This window comes from Wolbachia endosymbiont (group B) of Lycaena phlaeas (assembly GCF_947251875.1).
GTDB lineage: Bacteria > Pseudomonadota > Alphaproteobacteria > Rickettsiales > Anaplasmataceae > Wolbachia.
The window spans coordinates 173227-192836 of record NZ_OX366392.1 but is presented as its reverse complement, the minus strand read 5'-3'; the positions used below and the strand labels follow the sequence as shown (position 1 = coordinate 192836).

General features: G+C 35.2%; 14 protein-coding genes, 1 tRNA gene and 1 pseudogene. 5 read left to right on the top strand and 11 right to left on the bottom strand.

Annotated features, from left to right (window positions below):
* Positions 1 to 159 precede the first annotated feature (159 nt).
* The 8 genes from OPR37_RS00920 to OPR37_RS00885 form a co-directional block, all read right to left on the bottom strand.
* Complete coding sequence (locus tag OPR37_RS00920) at positions 160 to 1233, bottom strand: ankyrin repeat domain-containing protein (RefSeq protein WP_007302061.1); 1074 nt, start codon at positions 1231 to 1233, stop codon at positions 160 to 162.
* Between the two features lie 90 nt (positions 1234 to 1323).
* Positions 1324 to 2103 carry an SDR family oxidoreductase gene (locus tag OPR37_RS00915; protein ID WP_213863966.1) on the bottom strand — a complete coding sequence of 260 codons (780 nt, stop codon included), beginning with the start codon at positions 2101 to 2103 and terminating at the stop codon, positions 1324 to 1326.
* Between the two features lie 5 nt (positions 2104 to 2108).
* Entirely contained in the window at positions 2109 to 2753 is a 645-nt protein-coding gene (locus tag OPR37_RS00910; protein ID WP_052264810.1) for an alpha/beta hydrolase, read from the bottom strand.
* Between the two features lie 97 nt (positions 2754 to 2850).
* Complete coding sequence (locus OPR37_RS00905; protein WP_264684935.1) at positions 2851 to 3216, bottom strand: hypothetical protein; 366 nt, start codon at positions 3214 to 3216, stop codon at positions 2851 to 2853.
* Between the two features lie 94 nt (positions 3217 to 3310).
* Entirely contained in the window at positions 3311 to 5107 is a 1797-nt protein-coding gene (locus tag OPR37_RS00900) for an aminopeptidase P family protein (protein ID WP_264684934.1), read from the bottom strand.
* 1 nt (position 5108) lies between these two features.
* A complete protein-coding gene (gene mnmG, locus OPR37_RS00895) occupies positions 5109 to 7157 on the bottom strand; it encodes a tRNA uridine-5-carboxymethylaminomethyl(34) synthesis enzyme MnmG (RefSeq protein ID WP_007302065.1) in 2049 nt (682 codons plus the stop codon).
* A gap of 89 nt (positions 7158 to 7246) precedes the next feature.
* Positions 7247 to 7777, bottom strand: a complete 531-nt coding sequence (locus OPR37_RS00890) for a hypothetical protein (RefSeq protein ID WP_007302066.1) — start codon at positions 7775 to 7777, stop codon at positions 7247 to 7249.
* Between the two features lie 147 nt (positions 7778 to 7924).
* Positions 7925 to 8000, bottom strand: a tRNA-His gene (locus OPR37_RS00885).
* A gap of 131 nt (positions 8001 to 8131) precedes the next feature.
* Here OPR37_RS00885 and murJ point away from each other — a divergent pair.
* Both murJ and OPR37_RS00875 read left to right on the top strand, forming a co-directional pair.
* Positions 8132 to 9628, top strand: coding sequence for a murein biosynthesis integral membrane protein MurJ (murJ, locus tag OPR37_RS00880; protein ID WP_026097235.1), 1497 nt, complete (start codon positions 8132 to 8134; stop codon positions 9626 to 9628).
* A 375-nt stretch (positions 9629 to 10003) separates the two neighbouring features.
* Complete coding sequence (locus OPR37_RS00875) at positions 10004 to 12493, top strand: AsmA family protein (RefSeq protein ID WP_007302069.1); 2490 nt, start codon at positions 10004 to 10006, stop codon at positions 12491 to 12493.
* 235 nt (positions 12494 to 12728) lie between these two features.
* Here the strand turns inward: OPR37_RS00875 and OPR37_RS00870 are convergent, their stop codons facing one another.
* A complete protein-coding gene (locus tag OPR37_RS00870; protein WP_007302070.1) occupies positions 12729 to 13274 on the bottom strand; it encodes an ankyrin repeat domain-containing protein in 546 nt (181 codons plus the stop codon).
* A gap of 53 nt (positions 13275 to 13327) precedes the next feature.
* Positions 13328 to 14503: a phage portal protein gene (locus OPR37_RS00865; RefSeq protein WP_264684933.1), complete on the bottom strand. Its 1176-nt coding sequence runs from the start codon at positions 14501 to 14503 to the stop codon at positions 13328 to 13330.
* 311 nt (positions 14504 to 14814) lie between these two features.
* On the opposite strand from OPR37_RS00865, the gene lipB reads away from it, so the two are divergent.
* Positions 14815 to 15432, top strand: a complete 618-nt coding sequence (gene lipB, locus OPR37_RS00860) for a lipoyl(octanoyl) transferase LipB (RefSeq protein WP_052264792.1) — start codon at positions 14815 to 14817, stop codon at positions 15430 to 15432.
* The gene (locus tag OPR37_RS00855; RefSeq protein ID WP_052264793.1) at positions 15432 to 16391 is read left to right on the top strand and encodes an LD-carboxypeptidase; all 960 of its coding nucleotides are present in this window, start codon (positions 15432 to 15434) and stop codon (positions 16389 to 16391) included. Before lipB ends, OPR37_RS00855 begins: the two co-directional genes overlap by 1 nt.
* Before the next feature lie 188 nt (positions 16392 to 16579).
* Here the strand turns inward: OPR37_RS00855 and OPR37_RS00850 are convergent, their stop codons facing one another.
* Entirely contained in the window at positions 16580 to 17911 is a 1332-nt protein-coding gene (locus tag OPR37_RS00850) for an ankyrin repeat domain-containing protein (protein WP_264684932.1), read from the bottom strand.
* A gap of 303 nt (positions 17912 to 18214) precedes the next feature.
* Between OPR37_RS00850 and OPR37_RS06255 the strand changes: the two are divergent.
* Positions 18215 to 19155: pseudogene (locus tag OPR37_RS06255) on the top strand (IS5 family transposase).
* Positions 19156 to 19610: the final 455 nt, after the last annotated feature.

The window sequence follows — 19610 nt, the reverse complement described above, 5'->3', positions numbered from 1 at the left end:
GTATCTCAGTTCCCATAATGTCATCCCAGTGCGTGACACCCATTTCTTTCTAGTGCTTCCTTCCTTGTCATCACAGCTTCCATAATGTCATTCGAGTAGCTGACACTGGAATCCATGTAAATTTAACTGGACACCAATGTCACAAACTAGTTTTCTCATCTATCTTATTTTGCTACTCTGCTGAACAGATACGTCAATTTCATCTACTGATGAGCTAGGTCTGCTGTCCTTTATATGTTGTACCAAAAGCTCCATAATTTTTTTTTGCTCATAAAATTGCTGAAATGAATATATTCCATTCGAGCCAACTAACACGAAGAATCCTCCTTGTACATTTGGAGGATTATCATGCCAGCTAATTTTTCTTACGTATTCAGCAGCTTGTAAGGAAGTATCTCCTGAAAGGTTTTTAATATTAGGATCAGCACCTTTTTCTAGCAGTAATCTTGCCATTTTTTCATTACCTTTCATAGCTGCTATATGTAGAGGTGTATTGCCAAGCTGATTGCCAATATTGACATCCACCCCTTCTACACTAAGTAATAATTGAGCTACCTCGTCATGGCCATTATCAATAGCTACACACAAAGGATTCATACTGGTATCACAGCCATTGACTTTAGCACCATTATCAAGAAGCAACTTAACTACTGCTGCATGCCCATTCTGAGCAGCTAGATACAAGGGTGTGACATTATTTTTTTTATCTACTATGTTAACATCAGCATTTTTTGTGCTAATTAATAGTTCAACTATTTCAGTATGTCCGTTCTGAGAGGCTAAGTACAGAGCTGTTATACCAAATTCATTGTCTTTAGCATCAATCTCAATTTCTTGAGTATTAAGTAACACCTTTACAACTTCTACAAGTCCATTTTGAGCAGCAATATGTAAAGGTGTCTTACCATCAGTACAGTCTTTTATATTGGGATCAGCTCCCGCTTTAATTAACTCCTCTACTATAGCTTTGCTTTTAGCTACAACAGCAAAGTGTAAAACTGTACTGCCTTTAGTAGTTCTTGCATGAATATTAGCTTCTTTACTGATTAGTAACTTTACTACGTCTAAATGTCCTGAATAAACAGCAAAATGCAAGGCTGTAAATCCTTTTTTATCCTTGATATTGATATCAGTTTTTACATTAAGTAATAACCTAACTTCATTTATGTTACCATTATAAGCGGCTTGATGTAATAGAATATTTTCAACCGGGAGCGATTGAGTGCTGAACATATTTACCTCTATATAATAGTATGCCTAGTGGTATTACATCAAAACAAGGAACATTCAAGAAAAATTTTTGCATCTGGCAATCTATTTTCTCTATTCTGATATATACAAACTCTTTAAACCCACCTTGTAATCAGGATAAACTAGAGAGACACCAAGATCTTTTTTAATTTTAGTATTGCTTACTTTTTTTGACCCTAAATAAAAACCCCGTGCGTAATTTGGTACGGAAGAAATCTCAACTGGCTCTGGAGGGCTAATATTGAGAAGCTCGGCTGCATACGTGACCACTTCAGATTGCGTAGCAGGTAAATCATCTGCACAATTGTATATCTCATAAGGCTTTATATTTTGCATGGAAGAAAATAAAATATTCGATATATCTTCAACATGAACACGAGAAAAAATTTTTTTCACATTTCTTGCTTTGCCAAGCTGCAGGTCAATTAGCGCATTTCTACCAGGACCATATATCCCAGCCAAACGAAAAATATGTACAGGCAATTTGCTACTTAGCCACTTCTTTTCAGACTCAAGGCGCTTTTCTCCTCTAATTTCTATAGGCTTTGTTTCAGATTCCTCATTCACCCAATTACCACAGTGGTCACCATAAACATTAGTTGCAGACAGATAACCAAGCCATTTAATATTCTCCAGACAATGACCGTATCTCTCCATAACATCATCGCCGTCTGGAGGAATAGAAACTAAAACATGCGTTACGCTTTTAAGCAGATCTTGATCAACCTTTTCATAATCAAAAAGTTGTATATCTTTATTTCTTGATGTACCGTTAACTTTCCAGCCTAAATTTAGCAATTTTTTCGATAGAAATTTGGCTACATATCCGTAACCAAAGCAAAACAAGTGCATGGAAATTAATTTCCAAAATTCTTCTTGATAAACTCAACCCCTAACCTTATTCCTTCTTCATTAATAATATGGCCTAATCCATGAATTGGGTATCCTTGAGCGTTTACTCCATTTTCTTTCAGAGCTTTAACCGCTAAATCAAGGGAAGAAAAAGGTACCACATCATCAGCTTCACCATGAATAACACATATGCTGGGTTTTGATTTGATCTCCGGTGCAATTTTTGAAGGTGAAAGAAACCTACCAGAATATGCAACAACCGATGCACAAGACTGAAGCCGGGTAAGAGCCACATGTATTGCAAGCATTGCCCCTTGAGAAAATCCAACTAAAGAAAGCTGAGTATCTTTTAAATTAAGCTCCTTTAATTTTGTATCAATAAAATGATTTACAATTGATGCAGCATTTTTCACCCCATTATATAGTGCTTCTTCACTACGATCCTCTAAACTAAACCACTGATAACCATCACCTATTTCCCTCTCAAACGGAGCATTCGGTACCACAAAACATGAATCAGGCAAAAACTTGCTCATAACTTTAGCAAGATGCACGAAATTATCGCCACTTGAGCCCCAACCATGAAAAAAAATAATCAAATTTTTCTTATTTCCATTTGGGCAAATTTCTTGGCTTTTAAGTTCAATCATCTCTTCATCCCTTTATGTTTATATTTAACTCTATGGTAATACTAAATTTGAGGAACAAGACCTCACTACTGCTATAGCTCTTTGATATGAATAAATACTACTTAGCTTCAACTTTCTCTATCAATTTCTTGACCAAGCCTCTCAATCTTCTGCTGGAATCATCAAGCTCTTGAATTTGTGAAGCATCTTTTCCCATGAGCTCTTTGTGATTACTCTTTATGTAATCATACATTTCCTTCATCTGAGCAATCATCTTGTTGATATCCATACCACCCATATCAGGTATCATGCTAGGCATATTTCCTTCTAGCATACCACCAGCCATAAGTTGCTGAGACATTTGCATGAATGGCTTTAAGGTCTGTTGAAGCAAATTAGGGTCGCTTGCCAATTTTTCTATTTGCTCTTTGCAAGTATCCATGTACTGCTTCATAAATTCATCATCTTGCACTTTATCTGTCATAATTACACCTATTTGAAACTAATATTATATATTGTTTTTAATTAAAAACAATACAAGAACAACTATATTAATACTTGATTAAATGACAAATTAACTATTTTAAAGGTTCACATACTCTCTTTAACCATTCCTTATCTTTTATGCCATTTTCTATATTTTTATAAACAAATTGGTGATAGCTATTTATCCATTTAACTTCATCTTCAGTAAGCATTTGTATATCTATTAGCTTTTTATCATAAGGAACAGAGGTCAATTGTTTAAAGCTTAAAAAGACGTTTTCTCGCCTTTCAATATACATCAGATTCTCAATTCTTATTCCATACTTTCCTGGAATATAATAACCAGGCTCGTTAGAAAGTATCATGCCTGGAATGAGTTCCACTTTATTTCCTCTTGATATTGCTTGCGGTCCTTCGTGTACCGAAAGGTAACTTCCTACTCCATGTCCTGTACCGTGCATGTAATCCATTCCAAATTTCCATAAATGTATACGCGCTAATATGTCCAATTCTCCACCAGTAGTGCCAGAAGGAAAGACCGCACTTGCTATCGCAATGTGAGCTTTTAATACTATTGTGTAGTGAGCTCGTTGCTCATTGGTTGGACTACCAATTGCTATAGTTCTTGTAACATCGGTTGTGCCATCAAGGTACTGACCACCAGAGTCAATTAAATACAGCCCATCTTCTTGAATGACTTTATTTGTCTTATTGCTTGCACGGTAATGAATGATTGCTCCATTCTCGTTGAATGCTGAAATTGTTGGAAAACTCGGTTGCTTAAACAAATTCTGCTCTTTTCTGTATTCTAAAACTTTTTCTTCAGCTTCAAGCTCAGTAATTTCACTGTCAATATTGTTTTCAAGCCAATATAGAAAATTTATAACTGCTACTCCATCTTTGATGTGCGCACTTATAGCTCCAGTTATTTCAGTTTGATTTTTTACTGCTTTGTGAATCAAACAAGGATCCTCCTTCTCAATTATCTGCTTATTTTCTATTAGACCTCTTTCATTACTTATTGTCATCCCAGTGCTTGACACTGGGATCCATGCTTTTTTATTTCTGGTCAAGCACTGGAATGACACCGAAGCTGATTTTTCATTTAAATAATGGTTATACAAGGGATCTATTGCATTCATAATGCTCATTGGAGTCGTGCTTGGATCTATCACCACCAAATTTAACTTATGTAGTGAATTTTCTAGCTCACTAATATCAAAAACATTTATATGGTTATCAAAATTTGCTTCTATAGTTGAATGTTCTTTATCTTGAATAAATAAATCAACATTGGCATTTTTATACAATATAGCACGACCCAATATACAAGGAGTATATTCAGAACTTTCATTTCTTAAATTTAATAACCACGAAATTGAATTTGGATCAGTCAGAAGCACTGCTTCAGCCTCTATGTTTTTAGCTACTCTTTCACATTTATCCTTACCACTCTCACCAGATACATGTGAGACTATTGTTTGTGCTTTATGACTACTATCTTTTTTAATTAAGTATGGTACTAGTTTACAAATGCCTTCATATTTTCTTATGTCCTTCATAGTAAAATATTGCGGATAGTAACCCAGTGAGGTAGTCAATGTTAAGTTTGCTTTTACCCATTTGTGTGGATCCTCTTCTTGTATATTATATACTCGAAAACTGCCCTGATCGAGCTGACTGCGAGCTTGTGTGATATAGCGTCCATCTGTAAAAAATGGGCACTTATTACTCTTTGTAACGATAAGTAGCCCACTTGTTCCCGTGAAGCCACATAACTCTGCTAACTCTTTTGAATATTCATTTAAATACTCGTCTTTAGTATTCAACATAAATGTATCAACATTTATTTCGTGCATAAAAGAGCGAAATTCTTCGATTTTTGACATGTTACGCAGAATTAGCAGCTATTTTCGTTTTCTTATTCCTAAGGTACACTAATATGCTAACTATCGCTGCTGGAGTGATACCTTGTATTTGCTTCGCAATACCAATTGTTGCTGGCTTTATTGACTGCAACTTTTCTATCACTTCAGTTGACAAGCCTTTAATCTGTGAGTAGTTGAAATTAGTTGGAATTTGAGTATTAACTTCCTCTTGTAGAAACTTCATATCTGCTTCTTGTCTTACTAAATAAGGCTTGTATTTTGCTTCAATTGCAACTGCTTCATATATTTCATTCTTGGCTATGCTATCAGTTATAGTGTTATTCCAGCACATGACGCTGGAATCTACATTTTTTTCAGTGTCAACTGCATCCATTCCATCATCATTCAAGTACTGGATCCCAGTGTCAGCTACTTGGATGACAGGAAGAGGTGCTTTGGCGTTATGCAAGTAGCTGACACTGGAACCCATGTTTAACTCTGGCCATATTTCTCGTAATTTATTCCAGTCAATATTTGGATAACCGAGCAAATCTAATGCTGTTTTTCTTATTCCATCATAAGATATTTTAATGCCATAGGACCTGAGCTGCTCAGGAGTAATTGTTAGGCTCTCTAATTTCTCCTCAAGTTGCTTAATGGATTTAAGTTTACCCTGCAAAACAGAGTATCTCTCATGCGACACAAGAGAGATGTCATAACCTTTTTGTGTCAATCTTCTATCTGCATTATCTGACCTGATTGCCAGTCTATATTCTGCACGCGAGGTAAATAATCTGTAAGGCTCGGTAATTCCCTTAGTGACCAAGTCGTCTATCATTACACCGATATATGAGTCTGTACGATGAAGAACAAAACTTTTTTGAGATAAAGAGAGTGCTGCATTGATTCCGGCAATAATTCCCTGCCCAGCTGCTTCTTCATATCCAGTGGTACCATTAATTTGACCAGCAAAGTATAGTCCTTTAACTTTCTTAGTTTCGAGAGTATGAAATAGCTCTCGTGGATCGATATAATCGTATTCAACTGCATATCCAGGTCTTAATATTTCTGCATTTTCAAGCCCTTTTATACTCTTTATCATTTCATACTGCACTTCGATGGGCAATGAATTTGAAATTCCATTTGGATATATAGTGTTATCATCAATCCCTTCTGGTTCTAGAAATATTTGGTGATTATTTTTTTCTGCAAATTTTTTAACTTTAGTTTCAATTGATGGGCAGTATCTTGGTGCAATAACGTTATCTAAATATGAAGAAGCTGATCTGTGAAGATTCTCTCGAATTACTCTGTGTGTATGTTCATTAGTATGAGTAATAAAACATGAAACCTGAGGCTGGTTAATTTTCTCTGTAAGATAAGAAAATGGTGTAGGTGGATTGTCACCCACTTGTTCTTGTAATACCGACCAGTTTATAGTGCCACGATCAAGCCTCGGTGGAGTTCCGGTACGTAACCTGCCCAGTTTAAAATCATACTTCTTTAGCGTGTTTGCAAGCTCTATTGCAGGTTTATCTCCTATTCTTCCAGAAGGAGTTGTTTGCTCTCCTATATGAATCACACCACGTAAAAAAGTCCCTGTAGTCAAAACAACTCTGCTTGTCAGTATACGTTCACCTGAGTCTGTTATTACAGCTTTTATATAAGATTCTCCATTGCTATCACTTTCGATAAGAAAATCGTCAACTGACTCTTCTTTTACTGTCAAGTTGTTATAATTTAGAATAATTTCCTGTATTGCTTTTTTGTATAATTTTCGGTCTGCTTGTGCACGTGGGCCCCATACTGCTGCGCCTCTGCTGCCATTTAAAACGACCGAGTGTATGCTTGCTCGGTCGATAGCTCTCCCCATTATTCCATCAAGGGCGTCTACTTCTCTAACTACAACACCCTTTGCAACTCCTCCAATTGCTGGATTACAAGACATCTCTCCTATAGTTGAAATTTTGTGAGTTATAAGTAGCGTGCTTGCACCAAGACGTGCTGCAGCTGTAGCTGCTTCACACCCGGCATGACCGCCACCTACTACCACTACGTCGTACTTATGCATCTTCTTGAGTAATTCCTAATCTATAATATTCCAACTATCAGTGATTGATGTCAAATTTTACAGATTCCAGTGTTACAAACTAACTTAGCTCAAATTATCGTCTCTTTTACAGAAGAAACTTTTTCAACTGTAGGAGAGGTAATACGCTCATCCACTTCTTCTTCCTGAGATATTCTAACAAATGTAGAATCTGTAATCGAAGTTGCACTTGCTGCAAATGTAATTGCTGCTTCATCTGCACAATGCACTAAAGATGTGGCTACATAAACCCCCATAATTGTTGCTATTAGCCCTGTTATTGCACTTACTAAGATAATCACTGTTACTACTGGGTTAGGAAGAACAGCAATCACACTTGCATTAAGCACTGCCCCAATCATAGTACTTATAGGTATAGCCATACCCAAAAAAATTGCTATTTTTCCATGATCTTCCTCAATAGGATCTCTTTTGCAAAACTTATATAGCAAACATCCTACGTGCAAAACCGCAATCAATGCTAGAGCCATAGAACCAGCAATTGCACCTATGGCTAAAGGTGATGAAGTGTCAAAACTCAACCACCAAGCTAATATTCCTAGTGCTGACACTATACTATAAGCTAACAAACAAATATACATACAATCCCTCTCACTAATTAATAGGCATCATTTTTACTCTAAATTGCAAACTTCCCCTCCACCATCTAAATACTAGAGCAACAAGGAATGCTAACGGCCGTGCAAAAATATCTAATGTTTATATTTATGTAAAGTGAAAATTTTGAGTGGGGCGAGCGACCAGGATTGAACTGGCGACATTCAGTACCACAAACTGACGCTCTACCAACTGAGCTACGCCCGCCAAGATATAAAATTTTTAACATACGAGCACAAATAGTCAATTAATTATTTAAGTTACCTCCTTTTGCAGAGGGTTTTAAATATTTTCATTCATGCTTTTATCATTATACTCAATCGTATTGACACCATGATATGTTTAAAAGTATTTTCACATTTAGTTTTTTTACAGCTATTTCAAGAATCTCAGGGCTAATAAGAGATGTATTGATTGCTACGGTTATTGGTGCAACCTCTCTTGCAGATATATTCTTTTCCTCGTTTCGCTTTGCTAATTTATTTCGATCGTTTTTTGCAGAGGGGGCATTTACTACCTCATTCATACCATTATACTCTGCAGAGTCATATGATAATAAAAAGGCATTTAATTTCGCAAGTAGTGTAATATCCATTACGTTTATTATTCTAGTAATTTTTTGCCTTATCACACAAACCTTCTTCCCTTACATGATCAAAATCTTCACTCCTGGATTTGACCAAAATAAATTTACCTTTACTGTAACTTTGTCGAAAATTATGATGCCCTACATAATCTTCGTGTCAATCGCATCACTTATTGGTGGAATGTTGCAAGTAAAACAGCATTTTGCTTCAACAGCTATTTCACCAATCATTTTGAACCTCTGTTTAATCATCAGTTTGTTTTTACCTTACATTGAAACACCGGCTCATAACCTTTCTATAGCCGTCCTGATTGGAGGGATTTTGCAGCTACTTTTAATAATATTTAGTGCATACAAATTAAAGGCTTTCTTTTCTTTTAGTTTAGAATTAAGTAACGAAGTGAAGTTGTTTTTCAAGCGTGTAATACCTGCAATTATCAACAATTGTGTAATACAAATAAGTGTATGGATTGACACAATCATGGCGAGTTTTATACCAAATGCAGTTTCTTATATATATTATGCCGATAGACTAAATCAACTACCGCAAGGAGTAATTGGCACTGCAATTGGTACAGTACTTCTTCCTATGATTTCAAAACGAATAAATGATACTGAGAATATAGTCAAAATACAGAACAAGGCCCTTAATATAGGGTTAATATTAATTATGCCAATAACTGCTGCTTTTATCATTATTCCTGACATGATTTTACTTACGCTTTTTTCTTACGGCCGATTTGATTATTATGCAGTGCAGCAAACTGTTCCTACATTAGTAGCATTTTCTCTTTCTTTACCCGCATTTATTATAAATAAAGTATTGCTACCCACATTCTTTGCTAGGGGAAAGCTAAAAATACCAACTATGTTCTCATTAACGTGCCTTGGAATTAACGTAATACTAAATCTCCTATTAATGAACAAATACCAACATATAGGAATTGCTATTGCTACTTCCATTTCCACTTGGATAAATTCTATTTTATTGATTAATTATTTAACAATAAATAAGATGTATAAGCTTAGCCAAGCATTATTACTAAATATTGTAAAAATTCTCACTGCAACATTGGTTATGTCAATAGTTCTTTATCTCTCTAATTACTTATCAGCAGGGTTGTTTTTCGATAGAGGGCTAGCTCGTATTGTTTATTTAGTAACTTTAATAGCTTTGAGTGTTATTATTTATTCTAGCACTCTTTACCTGATTTTTAGAGGAAATTTGAATAATTTGAAATATGTGTAAATTACACCCTTTGTATTGCTATATGTCATTTCAGCTACTATTCCAATATCCACTTCTTTCATCCCATAACCTATTCCTGTCATCCCAGTGTCAAGCACTGGGATCCAGAAATTTTGTTGATTATATAATCTGGAAAACCTTATTTAAGTCACACTGGATCACAGTGTCACACACACAACTGTATAAGTGTTGTGGTTTGAGAGCAATTTCCACTGGGAACCCAGTGCTCATCAGACCAGCTTCTCATGTAAAAATGCTGTGCTTTAACATAAGAATAGCTACTTTTTTGCTAATTAACTTAATGTCTAATCAAATTTCCTGGATCCCAAACTGGGATGACAAGAAGAGAAGGGATGCTGGAATGAGAGGTCTATTATGAAACTTTCTTTATACGCCATATTATCAATCTCGTTGCTATTAATTCTCATGCACGTTGCTGCAACTTTTAAGGATTGGAGTGGCTACAGAGAATATATCGTAAAAGAGTTAGAGAAGACGTATGATGCTAAAGTACATGTTGGAGGAAAAATTGAAGTTTCGCTCATTACTCCAAAACTTACTATTCACAATGTATATGTACAATACAACAAAAACAAGGAGCAAAAATTATCAGATTTAATTAGTGCAAAAAAAATTGAAATAAGGCCATCGTTGTTTTCATTTTCATTGCAACCAAAGTCAATCTCATTTTTGGGCATGAAAAGCAACAAAGAAAATTTACTTAATATTATAAATACGAAAGCCAATGATAATATAGTTGATATATTAATAAAGGACAGCCAAATAAGTTTTAACGCCGATACTATTAATATCAAGGAAGTTGCTATAAAAAAAAATAAGCAGTTTTTTGGTGAAGTACAGATTGGTGACAACAATTACGATTTTTCTGGAAAGGTTAATGTCACAAAAAATAATGTACACATTAGTGTTGATTCAAATTTTGCAAATTTGCTATTTAAAGGTAATAGAAATCAAGAAGAGCTCAAGGGCAATTTAGTATTGACGATTAATAATAATTCTGATTCTATGAGCGGCTTGGCAAAAATCATTAATCTTAGCTTCCTTTCTTATGTGATTCCCAGCGAAAATATTGAGATATCATCCAATATCAATCTCAATGAAAGCGAGTTTACGGCAACTGATTTAAAAATTGAGTCCAAAAGCATGCAAGGCACTGGTATAATACAAAATGATAGAAAAAGTGATCATACTAATATCAATATTAGTTTTAGTAAAGTCGACCTAAAAAACGGCTCACACAAAACAACAGATATGAAGGGTCTTTTAGAATCTTTTAGAGAGGTTGTGCCAAAGAACCTGAGCTTGGATTTTAATATGGAAGCTTCAAATATTCAATATCAAAACAGGATATTGGACAAATTTCATGCTACGCTAAAATTTGCTAATGGCGAAATAAACGTTGATACTCTTCTTCAGTTTCCTGGAACCAATAATATATCTCGCTTATCAGGAAAAGTTTCAAACAATGGCAACTTGTCTGAATTTAATGGTGATATATTGATAAAGGGTGAGTCGTTCATTTCACATATTTTACCTTCTATCAAGATGCAAGAAAGAGAGAAAAGTCAATTTACAGCAAGTTCTAAACTATATTTAGCACCTAGAATATTATCTCTTTCAGATATCAGATTGCTAAATAACAAAGAATCTTGGCAAGGATCAATTAAGGTAAATCACACAAAAAAACACAATATGATCGATAGTAAATTTAGCATACATAACATTAATATAGATAAATATGATTATTCATTATTCAGCAAAGTGCAATGGCTGAAAAATATTAAATATGATGTAAATATAAGAACTAGTGTTAAAGATTCTATATTCAATGGTACAAAAATTGAAGATTTGGATTTTTCATTAAAAATACAAGAGAACAAGCTAGTTGCAGATAAAATAAAGTTATTCGGAGAAAATTTCGACATTACCGGTAGTGTAAAAATATTAGTGGATCAAAAATACACTAAGCCTTTATTAGACGTAAACCTTACAGGTAATAAATTTAATGGAAATATCTTTAAATTACCAAAACTATTAGAGGTAAAAAGAAACTCAAGAAATGAAATAAATCAAATTCAATGGTCAACAAAGCAGCTTAATTTTTTAGATGAGAAAGGAGATTTTGATGCAAACGTGCAAATCAAAACTACAGAATTTAAAATTGGGCAAAACGTCTTAAAAGATTTTAACTTGGATACAGTGATAAGAAACAGCACTATCACTATCAAAAAGATAAGTTACATACTAGAACATGGACAAATGTTTTTTCAGGGTTATCTAAAAGCAGGCTCAATTCACATAAAATTTTCTATTGCAAATTTGGACACCAAGGAAGTTATAGGAGTTAATAACATAAATGGCAAGATAAGCTTAAGTGGTGAAATCAAAACTCAAGGGACAAGCTTTGATGATTGGGCTAGTAACTTATCAGGAAATGTAAACTTTCAAGCACAGAAAATAGAGTTTACAAATGTGGATTTTAATTCATTCATCACTAAGTTGTTAAGCAGTAAGAATAAACCTGAAATTTCCAAGCTTGCTTACGTTGATATATATAATGGCAGTACGCTTTTTGAAAATATTAATGGAAAAGTAAGTATTAACAGTGGTGTATGTTCAACTAGTTCACAGTTTAGTATCGATCAAGCATCAGGTTCTATCTCTTCTAATTTAATCTTATCTAAGTTCTCCTTAACTTCTATATTCAGACTCTTTTTCATACTACCAAATCATAATAGTCCTCTTTATATCGAGGCACACTTAGATGGCCCTATTTGGTGCCCTAAGATGAGTTTTGATGTAGACCAAATTTACAACACCTTAGTTAGCAAGAAAAATAGTTAACTCATTTAGCTACATGATTTAGGGTATCCGTTCAGCAGGGTGGCAAAATAAGATAGACAAAAACGTAGCAACAAATGGTCAGTGCCTGACACTGGCTTTTTCACAAAAAACGTTGTAGAGCGCTTTCGTCAAACTGGATCCCAGTGTCAGCTACTTTCATGACAAGAAAAAAAGGACTGATTTCACATGAATCTGAACAGATACGATTTAGGAGATAGTAAACTTCATCTACCCTCTAATAATAAGACTTACTAGTTACTTGTAACTCTTCAATGCTTATATCGATGCAGCTTGTACTTGGAGTCTCCATATCTCCAAGCAATAACTTTGTTATCTCTGTGTGGCCTTTGAGAACAGATAAATGTAAAACAGTCTTGCTAGAATTATCTGCTATATTAATATTTGCTCCGTTTTTAAGCAATAATTTTACCACATTCTCATGGCCTCCCTGAACAGCTAAATATAAAGGAGTAGCACCGAAATGATTTCTTACATCAATATCTGCTCCGTTTTTAAGCAATAATTCCACCTCCTCTTTACAATTTATGGAAGCAGCATAATGTAAAGGAGTAAAACCATAATTATCCAATGCATTAACATTTGCTCCGTTTTTAAGCAATAATTTCACTTGCTCTAAGCGATTTCCGCAAGCAGCATAATGTAAAGGGACAAGACCTTCATTATCTGTTGGATTAGTATCTTGTTTGGCTCTCAACGATAATTCCATATGAGGAAGAGTCAATCGAGAATTACTTACTGAATTTTCTTGTTCTTGATACATAAAATACCTCTAATTTCTTACAGCTTAGTATAAATATCTATACTATATAAACATCAATTCAACTTATCACCACCGGGTAACGGTTGCAAGCCAAAAGCTTCTCTTTTTTCATTGAGCGTCATGAAGCTTGCGTTTTGCACGTATTTCCACATCTTTTGTCTTTTCTCCATTAGAATTTCTATCGCGTCTTTATCATATGACAAACATAAATCTTTGCCAAACTTGGGCACTAGCCAAGAATTCAGGTGACAGATAATATTTTCTAGCGTTGGTAAAATCGTCTGTTCCCAAAGGGAAAGACGTGCTTCAACTAAATTACTGTAAGTGTTATCACCCGGTATGCCAAGCAACTGCGGCGGAACGCCAAAAGCTAGCGCAATATCACGAGCTGAGCTATGTTTTGACTCAATAAAATCCATATCCCTCGGTGATAAGCTCATTTCCTTCCACTCTAAACCTCCTTCAAGTAATATCGGTCTTCCAGCGTTGACAGGACCTGAGTAATGATCATTTATCTGCGCTTTTAAGCGTTGGTACTGCTCTTGACTTAAGTTTCCAACGCTTCCATCCTTTTCTGATTTCACAACTATTGCACCACTTGGTCTTGCTCCATTTTGCAGCATTGCCTGATTCCAAGCACCAGCCTGATTATGCTGATCTATACTATATGCAGCTGCCTCAATTGGTGAAAGTCCATACCAATCATTCAAAGGGTTAAAGGTTTTAAGATGCAGTACTGTTGAACGCCCAGTCAATTTATCAACTTTAAAGTCATAACTGTTGTTATTTACGGTATAACGATAGGCATAAGGAACGTTACTTCTCCCCGGAACAATTTCAACTCTATCAGGGCGCAGAAGATAAAGCTCTGTTGGTTTGTTCTGCGCCTCAATCATCAATACATAAGAATTGCCATTAACTAACCGATAAGTTACAATCCCCTCAATAAATTCTGATTTTGATGTCATTGGATTAGGAGAATAAAGTAACTTCAGTAACGGATGTGCTTTTAGTTGTGATTTTCCCTGGTCAGTAAGCTGGCAGAGAATAAAAGGTACCGAAGATGCAGCACTTGCGATCATATTAATTGCTCGAAAGGCAATAACATTTTTTATGTAACCTTCCTCAGCAAAACTTACATAATCACGCCTACTCCAACTTGGTTCCATCATTAGTTGCAAAGCAGAGTATTCACTGCTTTTCTTTCTTTGAAAAATGTTAAAATTCATATGTGCCTCCTGAAAAATTAAATTTGTTAAAAGATTAAAATTATAGTTGAATTATATCAATTGGTGTTACAAGAATGATATCATCTGAGTAGCTGACACTAGTTCGTTTGCGATAGTGCCATTCAAGTAGCCCATATTTGTCATCCAAGTAGCTTGACACTAGGATCCATCTTTTTATACAATTTAGTCAAATACGTTCCTTTTAGCGTAAAGCAACTATGCTCACCAGTTCAGTGTGCTATCTACAATTAAATTTCTGGATTCCAGTGTCAAGCGCTGGAATGACACTGATAGACCTAAAGAAATAGAACATGACAGAATGGCTAATCTCTAACCAATTTACTGATTATAACCATGCTATAAAATTCATGGAAGCAAAAATTCAACAAATTTACAATAATTTGTCTGATGAGCTAGTATGGCTGCTCCAGCACCCTCCACTTTACACAGCAGGAATCGGTGCAACAGATGATGACATTATTGAAAAATTATTTCCTATATATAAAACAGGTAGGGGTGGTAAATATACATATCACGGACCAGGGCAGCGCATTATATATTTAATGCTAAATCTTAAAAAAAGAAACAAATGTGACATAAAACTATATATCAGAGACCTAAGTAATTGGATCATAAATGTTTTAAAACACTTTAATATACTTGGGGAATTTAAGGAAGATAGAATAGGCATTTGGGTGAACAACAACGGAGTAGAAGAAAAAATAGCAGCTTTTGGCATTCGCTTGAGAAAATGGGTAACTTATCACGGCATAGCGCTTAATGTCTCTCCAAACCTTTCCCACTATGAGGGTATTATTCCTTGTGGACTAAAAGATTACGGCGTTACATCAATGGAAAAACTAGGAGTAAAAGTTTCTCTTTGCGAATTAGATGATATATTAAAGCAAGAGTTTCATAAGATATTTTAATGTATTCCTTTATTCTTTATTTTCTATGCCTTTTACTCACTAATCCTGCAAATCAAGTTGATATTATTGCTCCTTCTTCGAAGGGAAAAGAATCGGATCTGCCCACTATAAAAGAATCCGTAAAAACTTTGGGTTTTAATCCTCACATTTCGGAGAAAATATACAGTAATGACAACCCATTTTATTCTAACTCTGATGAGTTTAGAGCGAATGATTTGGTTAATGCGCTCACTGATGATAGCAAAATAATTTGGTGTATCAGAGGAGGAGAAGGGGCTTCTCGGCTAATTCCCTATCTAGAAAAGTTACCCAATGATAAAAAAGAAAGAATTGCTCAAAACAAAAAAATTCTTATAGGCTATAGTGATATCACTGCTTTACATATTTATCTGCAAGTTAAATATGACTGGCAAACTCTTCACGGTACCATGTTGGAAATGATAGTAAATAACTCTGTTGCTGAAACCTCTGTTGAAAAATTAAAAGAGTTAATTCTTAAGCAACGCAACTCTATCAGATTTGATAACCTAAAAATGATCGACAATGGCATTAGACTAAAAAATGGCAAATTAGAGTCTAAAATCATCGGTGGTAATATGACTTTGGTTGAAAATAGCATAGGAACTGCTTGGCAAATAAACGCAAAAAACAAAATTCTATTTTTAGAAGACATAAAAGTTTATCCATATTCAATTGAGCGAAGTCTAGATCACCTAAAACAAGCTCATATTTTTGATGGAGTAGATGCAGTAATATTCGGTGACTTTGTTAACTGTTATAATGATAATCTTGTTGAAATTGTAAAAGAAAGGTTTGCAAAAAGTGTTAACTTTCCAGTATTTACAATAAAAGGGGTAGGACATGGACATAGAAATGACCCTTTACCTCTCAACACTCACACTATCATCAGCATGCAAGACGAGAAAGAGTTTATGGATGTGCAACAGTTATACAAGTAGCTTTATCTCACACTCCTTTCATTCCAGCACCTTCGTTGTCATCCTAGTATCCCCCCTTGTCATCCCAGTTCCTAGACACTGGGATCCAGATCAAGTACGGCTATTATCCAAATAACCCTTCGTTGTTATTCAAGCAGCCCCTTCATTGTCATCCCAGTACTGGGATCCAGGAACCTGCGTCACGCGCTCTAATATGAAGAAATGCTAGTAACTCTCTGCTGTTCATTTATTGAGTTGACAATTGGTTTTTCTGCTCCATCAACTTTAGTACTAGGCTTTAGTAATTCATATGTAGCACAACCAACTACCAGTGCTGCTGCTGTAACTGCAACCACTGCTATAACGATAGGTATCAACTGAGCTGTAATTGTTCCAGTTGTAAAAAGTGCCACTGCTATAGCAGTGCCTAATAATGTATTCACTCCACCAGCAATCATTGCCTTATTACGTGCTTTCACAAAAGAACCTCCTCTTGCGTCTAATAGAGCTTTTACTACGTCTTGATTCTTAGCATAACCTTCAGCATAATCTAAAGGAGTCTTTCCATATCGATCTACTGCGTTAACATTTGCTCCTTTTTCTAGTAAAAGGTTTACTATATCTACGTGACCATTCCCAGCAGCGAAATGTAAAGGAGTCCACCCTTCAATACCTACTGCATTAACATTTGCTTCTGCTTTGAGTAAAACCTCTACTACACTTGCGTGACCATTCCTAGCAGCGAAATGCAAAGGAGTCTTTCCATATCGATCTACTGCGTTAACATTTGCTCCTTTTTCTAGTAAAAGGTTTACTATATCTACGTGACCATTCCCAGCAGCTAAATGTAAAGGAGTCCTCCTTTCACTATTTACTGCATTAACATGTGCTCCTTTTTCGAGTAAAACCTCTACTATATTTGCTCGACCATGAAGAGCAGCGACATGTAAAGGAGTCCACCCTTCAATATCTACTGCATTAACATTTGCTTCTTCTTGGATTAAAACCTCTACTGTCTTTTTGTGACCATTCCCAGCAGCGAAATGCAAAGGAGTCGCATCACGCCAACCTTTCTCATCAACATTTGCTCCTTTTTCGAGTAAAACCTTTACTATATTTGCTCGACCATGAAAAGCAGCGACATTTAAAGGAGTCCACCCTTCAATATCTACTGCGTTAACATTTGCTCCTTCTTGGATTAAAACCTCTACTGTCTTTTTGTGACCATTCCCAGCAGCGAAATGCAAAGGAGTCGCATCACGCCAACCTTTCTCATCAACATTTGCTCCTTTTTCTCGTAAAACATTTACTATATTTGTGTAACCATTCTTAGCAGCTATCGTTAATAACGTACACTCACAGAAGAAGAGAGAAAATACATAATTTACATCAAATTTACCTTCCTCCCAATTTTTATATAGACCTTGATCCCGTTCCTCTAGTTCTGTTTTTATTTTCTCAATTATATTATTGAGATTTAAATCTTTCTCAGCCTCAATCGTCTTTAGTACTTTTTCCAGTGACTCATATCCTCCTGTCATAATTCTACCTTCAATATTAAACAATATGTTTAATTATTACATAATTATGATGAAAAGTCAACTCAAATAAGCTAATAACCGGGATTGTGAATAGTAAATTAGATTCAAATAGCCTCTTTGGTGTCATCCGAGTAGCTTGACACTGGAATCTAACTAAGTTGGTAAACACGAAAGCGCTTTTTTTGACGGAATTGCACAAAAAAACTGGATGCCAGTGGGCTTTGTTGCACCACTCAAGGAAAGAACAGGCAGTTACTGATGGAATTTGTTATAAAATAGATATTTAGCCGACAAAGGAAAAATATGCCAATAAGAATGAAAGTCAGTAACTGCAATGAATATAACAAATTTCTTCAAGAAAGGGGAAATGTTTTTCATTATATCAACGATGCCATTGAAAATTGGTACGAAAATAGTCCAAAAGTAGCAGGTGGCAACAATGTCTACAGCGACAAAGTAGTGATTCTAATTCACATAATAACCTATCTATTCAGGATTGGTCTTAGGCAAACAGTGGGATTTATAGAGAAATATCTTGAGCAAATAGGGAAAATTTTGCAAATTATCAGCTATTCGCAGGCTTCAAGAAGGTTTAAAAAGCTTAATATCAAAATCAACGACTGCAGAGTTGATAAGAACGATATGGAGGATATTGAAATTGCTATAGATAGTACAGGTATCAGCATCTACAATAATATTCCAGGCCATAGTAAGGCAAATGGTACAGATAGAAAGTATCGCCGCTATGAGCAAACAAGATGTAATGCTAGAGATAGGTAGTAAAAAAGTTATAGCTGCAAAATACAGTAGTGGAGTTTATTCCGACCACTATGGAGCCTTTGATCTTATTGAAAGAGTGGATACCAAGTATAACATAAGCACGATATATGCAGATAGATCGAAAGAAGTTATACAAACTGTGCGATGAGCTTGACATAAAGACAAGGATTCCTCCGCAAAATAATGCAGTAGAGCATCCAAAGTTGGATTATATGAATGAGAGAAATTCTACAATCAAGCTCATAAAGTCATATGATGAAGATGGTATGAAGAGGTGGAAAAAAGAGATAAATTATTGGAAGAGATCTTATATAGAAAGTTTTTTCTCGCGACTGAAGCAAATATTTGGATTTAGTTTTAGGAATAAATCTGAGATTAATCGTGAGAAGGAACTGCTACTCAAGTGTTATTTGCTTAACAAATTTACTGAAATAGGCATGGCTAAGTTTGATATAGCTTCATGAATTTATTATACATTACCCACTATCCGAAGAGCTGTGCAACAAAGCCATGCCAGTGTCAGCTACTTGCATGACATCATCTTTTTTATCAGGTGCATATGAAACCAGTGCTTTCTTGTCATCCCAGTACTCCTTATTCTTGTCATTCGAGTAACTCCTTCAGTGTCATCCAAGTAGCTGACACTGGGATCCAGAACAGGTAATAAGAAGCACTGAAATGACATCTCTATAGAACTCCTAACCAATCAAAAATATTAAGAAATTTACCAAGCAAAAAAAGGCAAAAGAATCCCCCAGTAGTGAGTTTTAACCCTATAATAATGTAAATCGGCATTGTAATAATGTGCTAACGCTTATTTAAAGCGCGTTTTGGCTGAATGTAGAAAAAATAAAAAAGACATGCAGCCGCTATAATTTTATGTAATCTGCCAATATATACCTGAGTTTTTTACTGAATT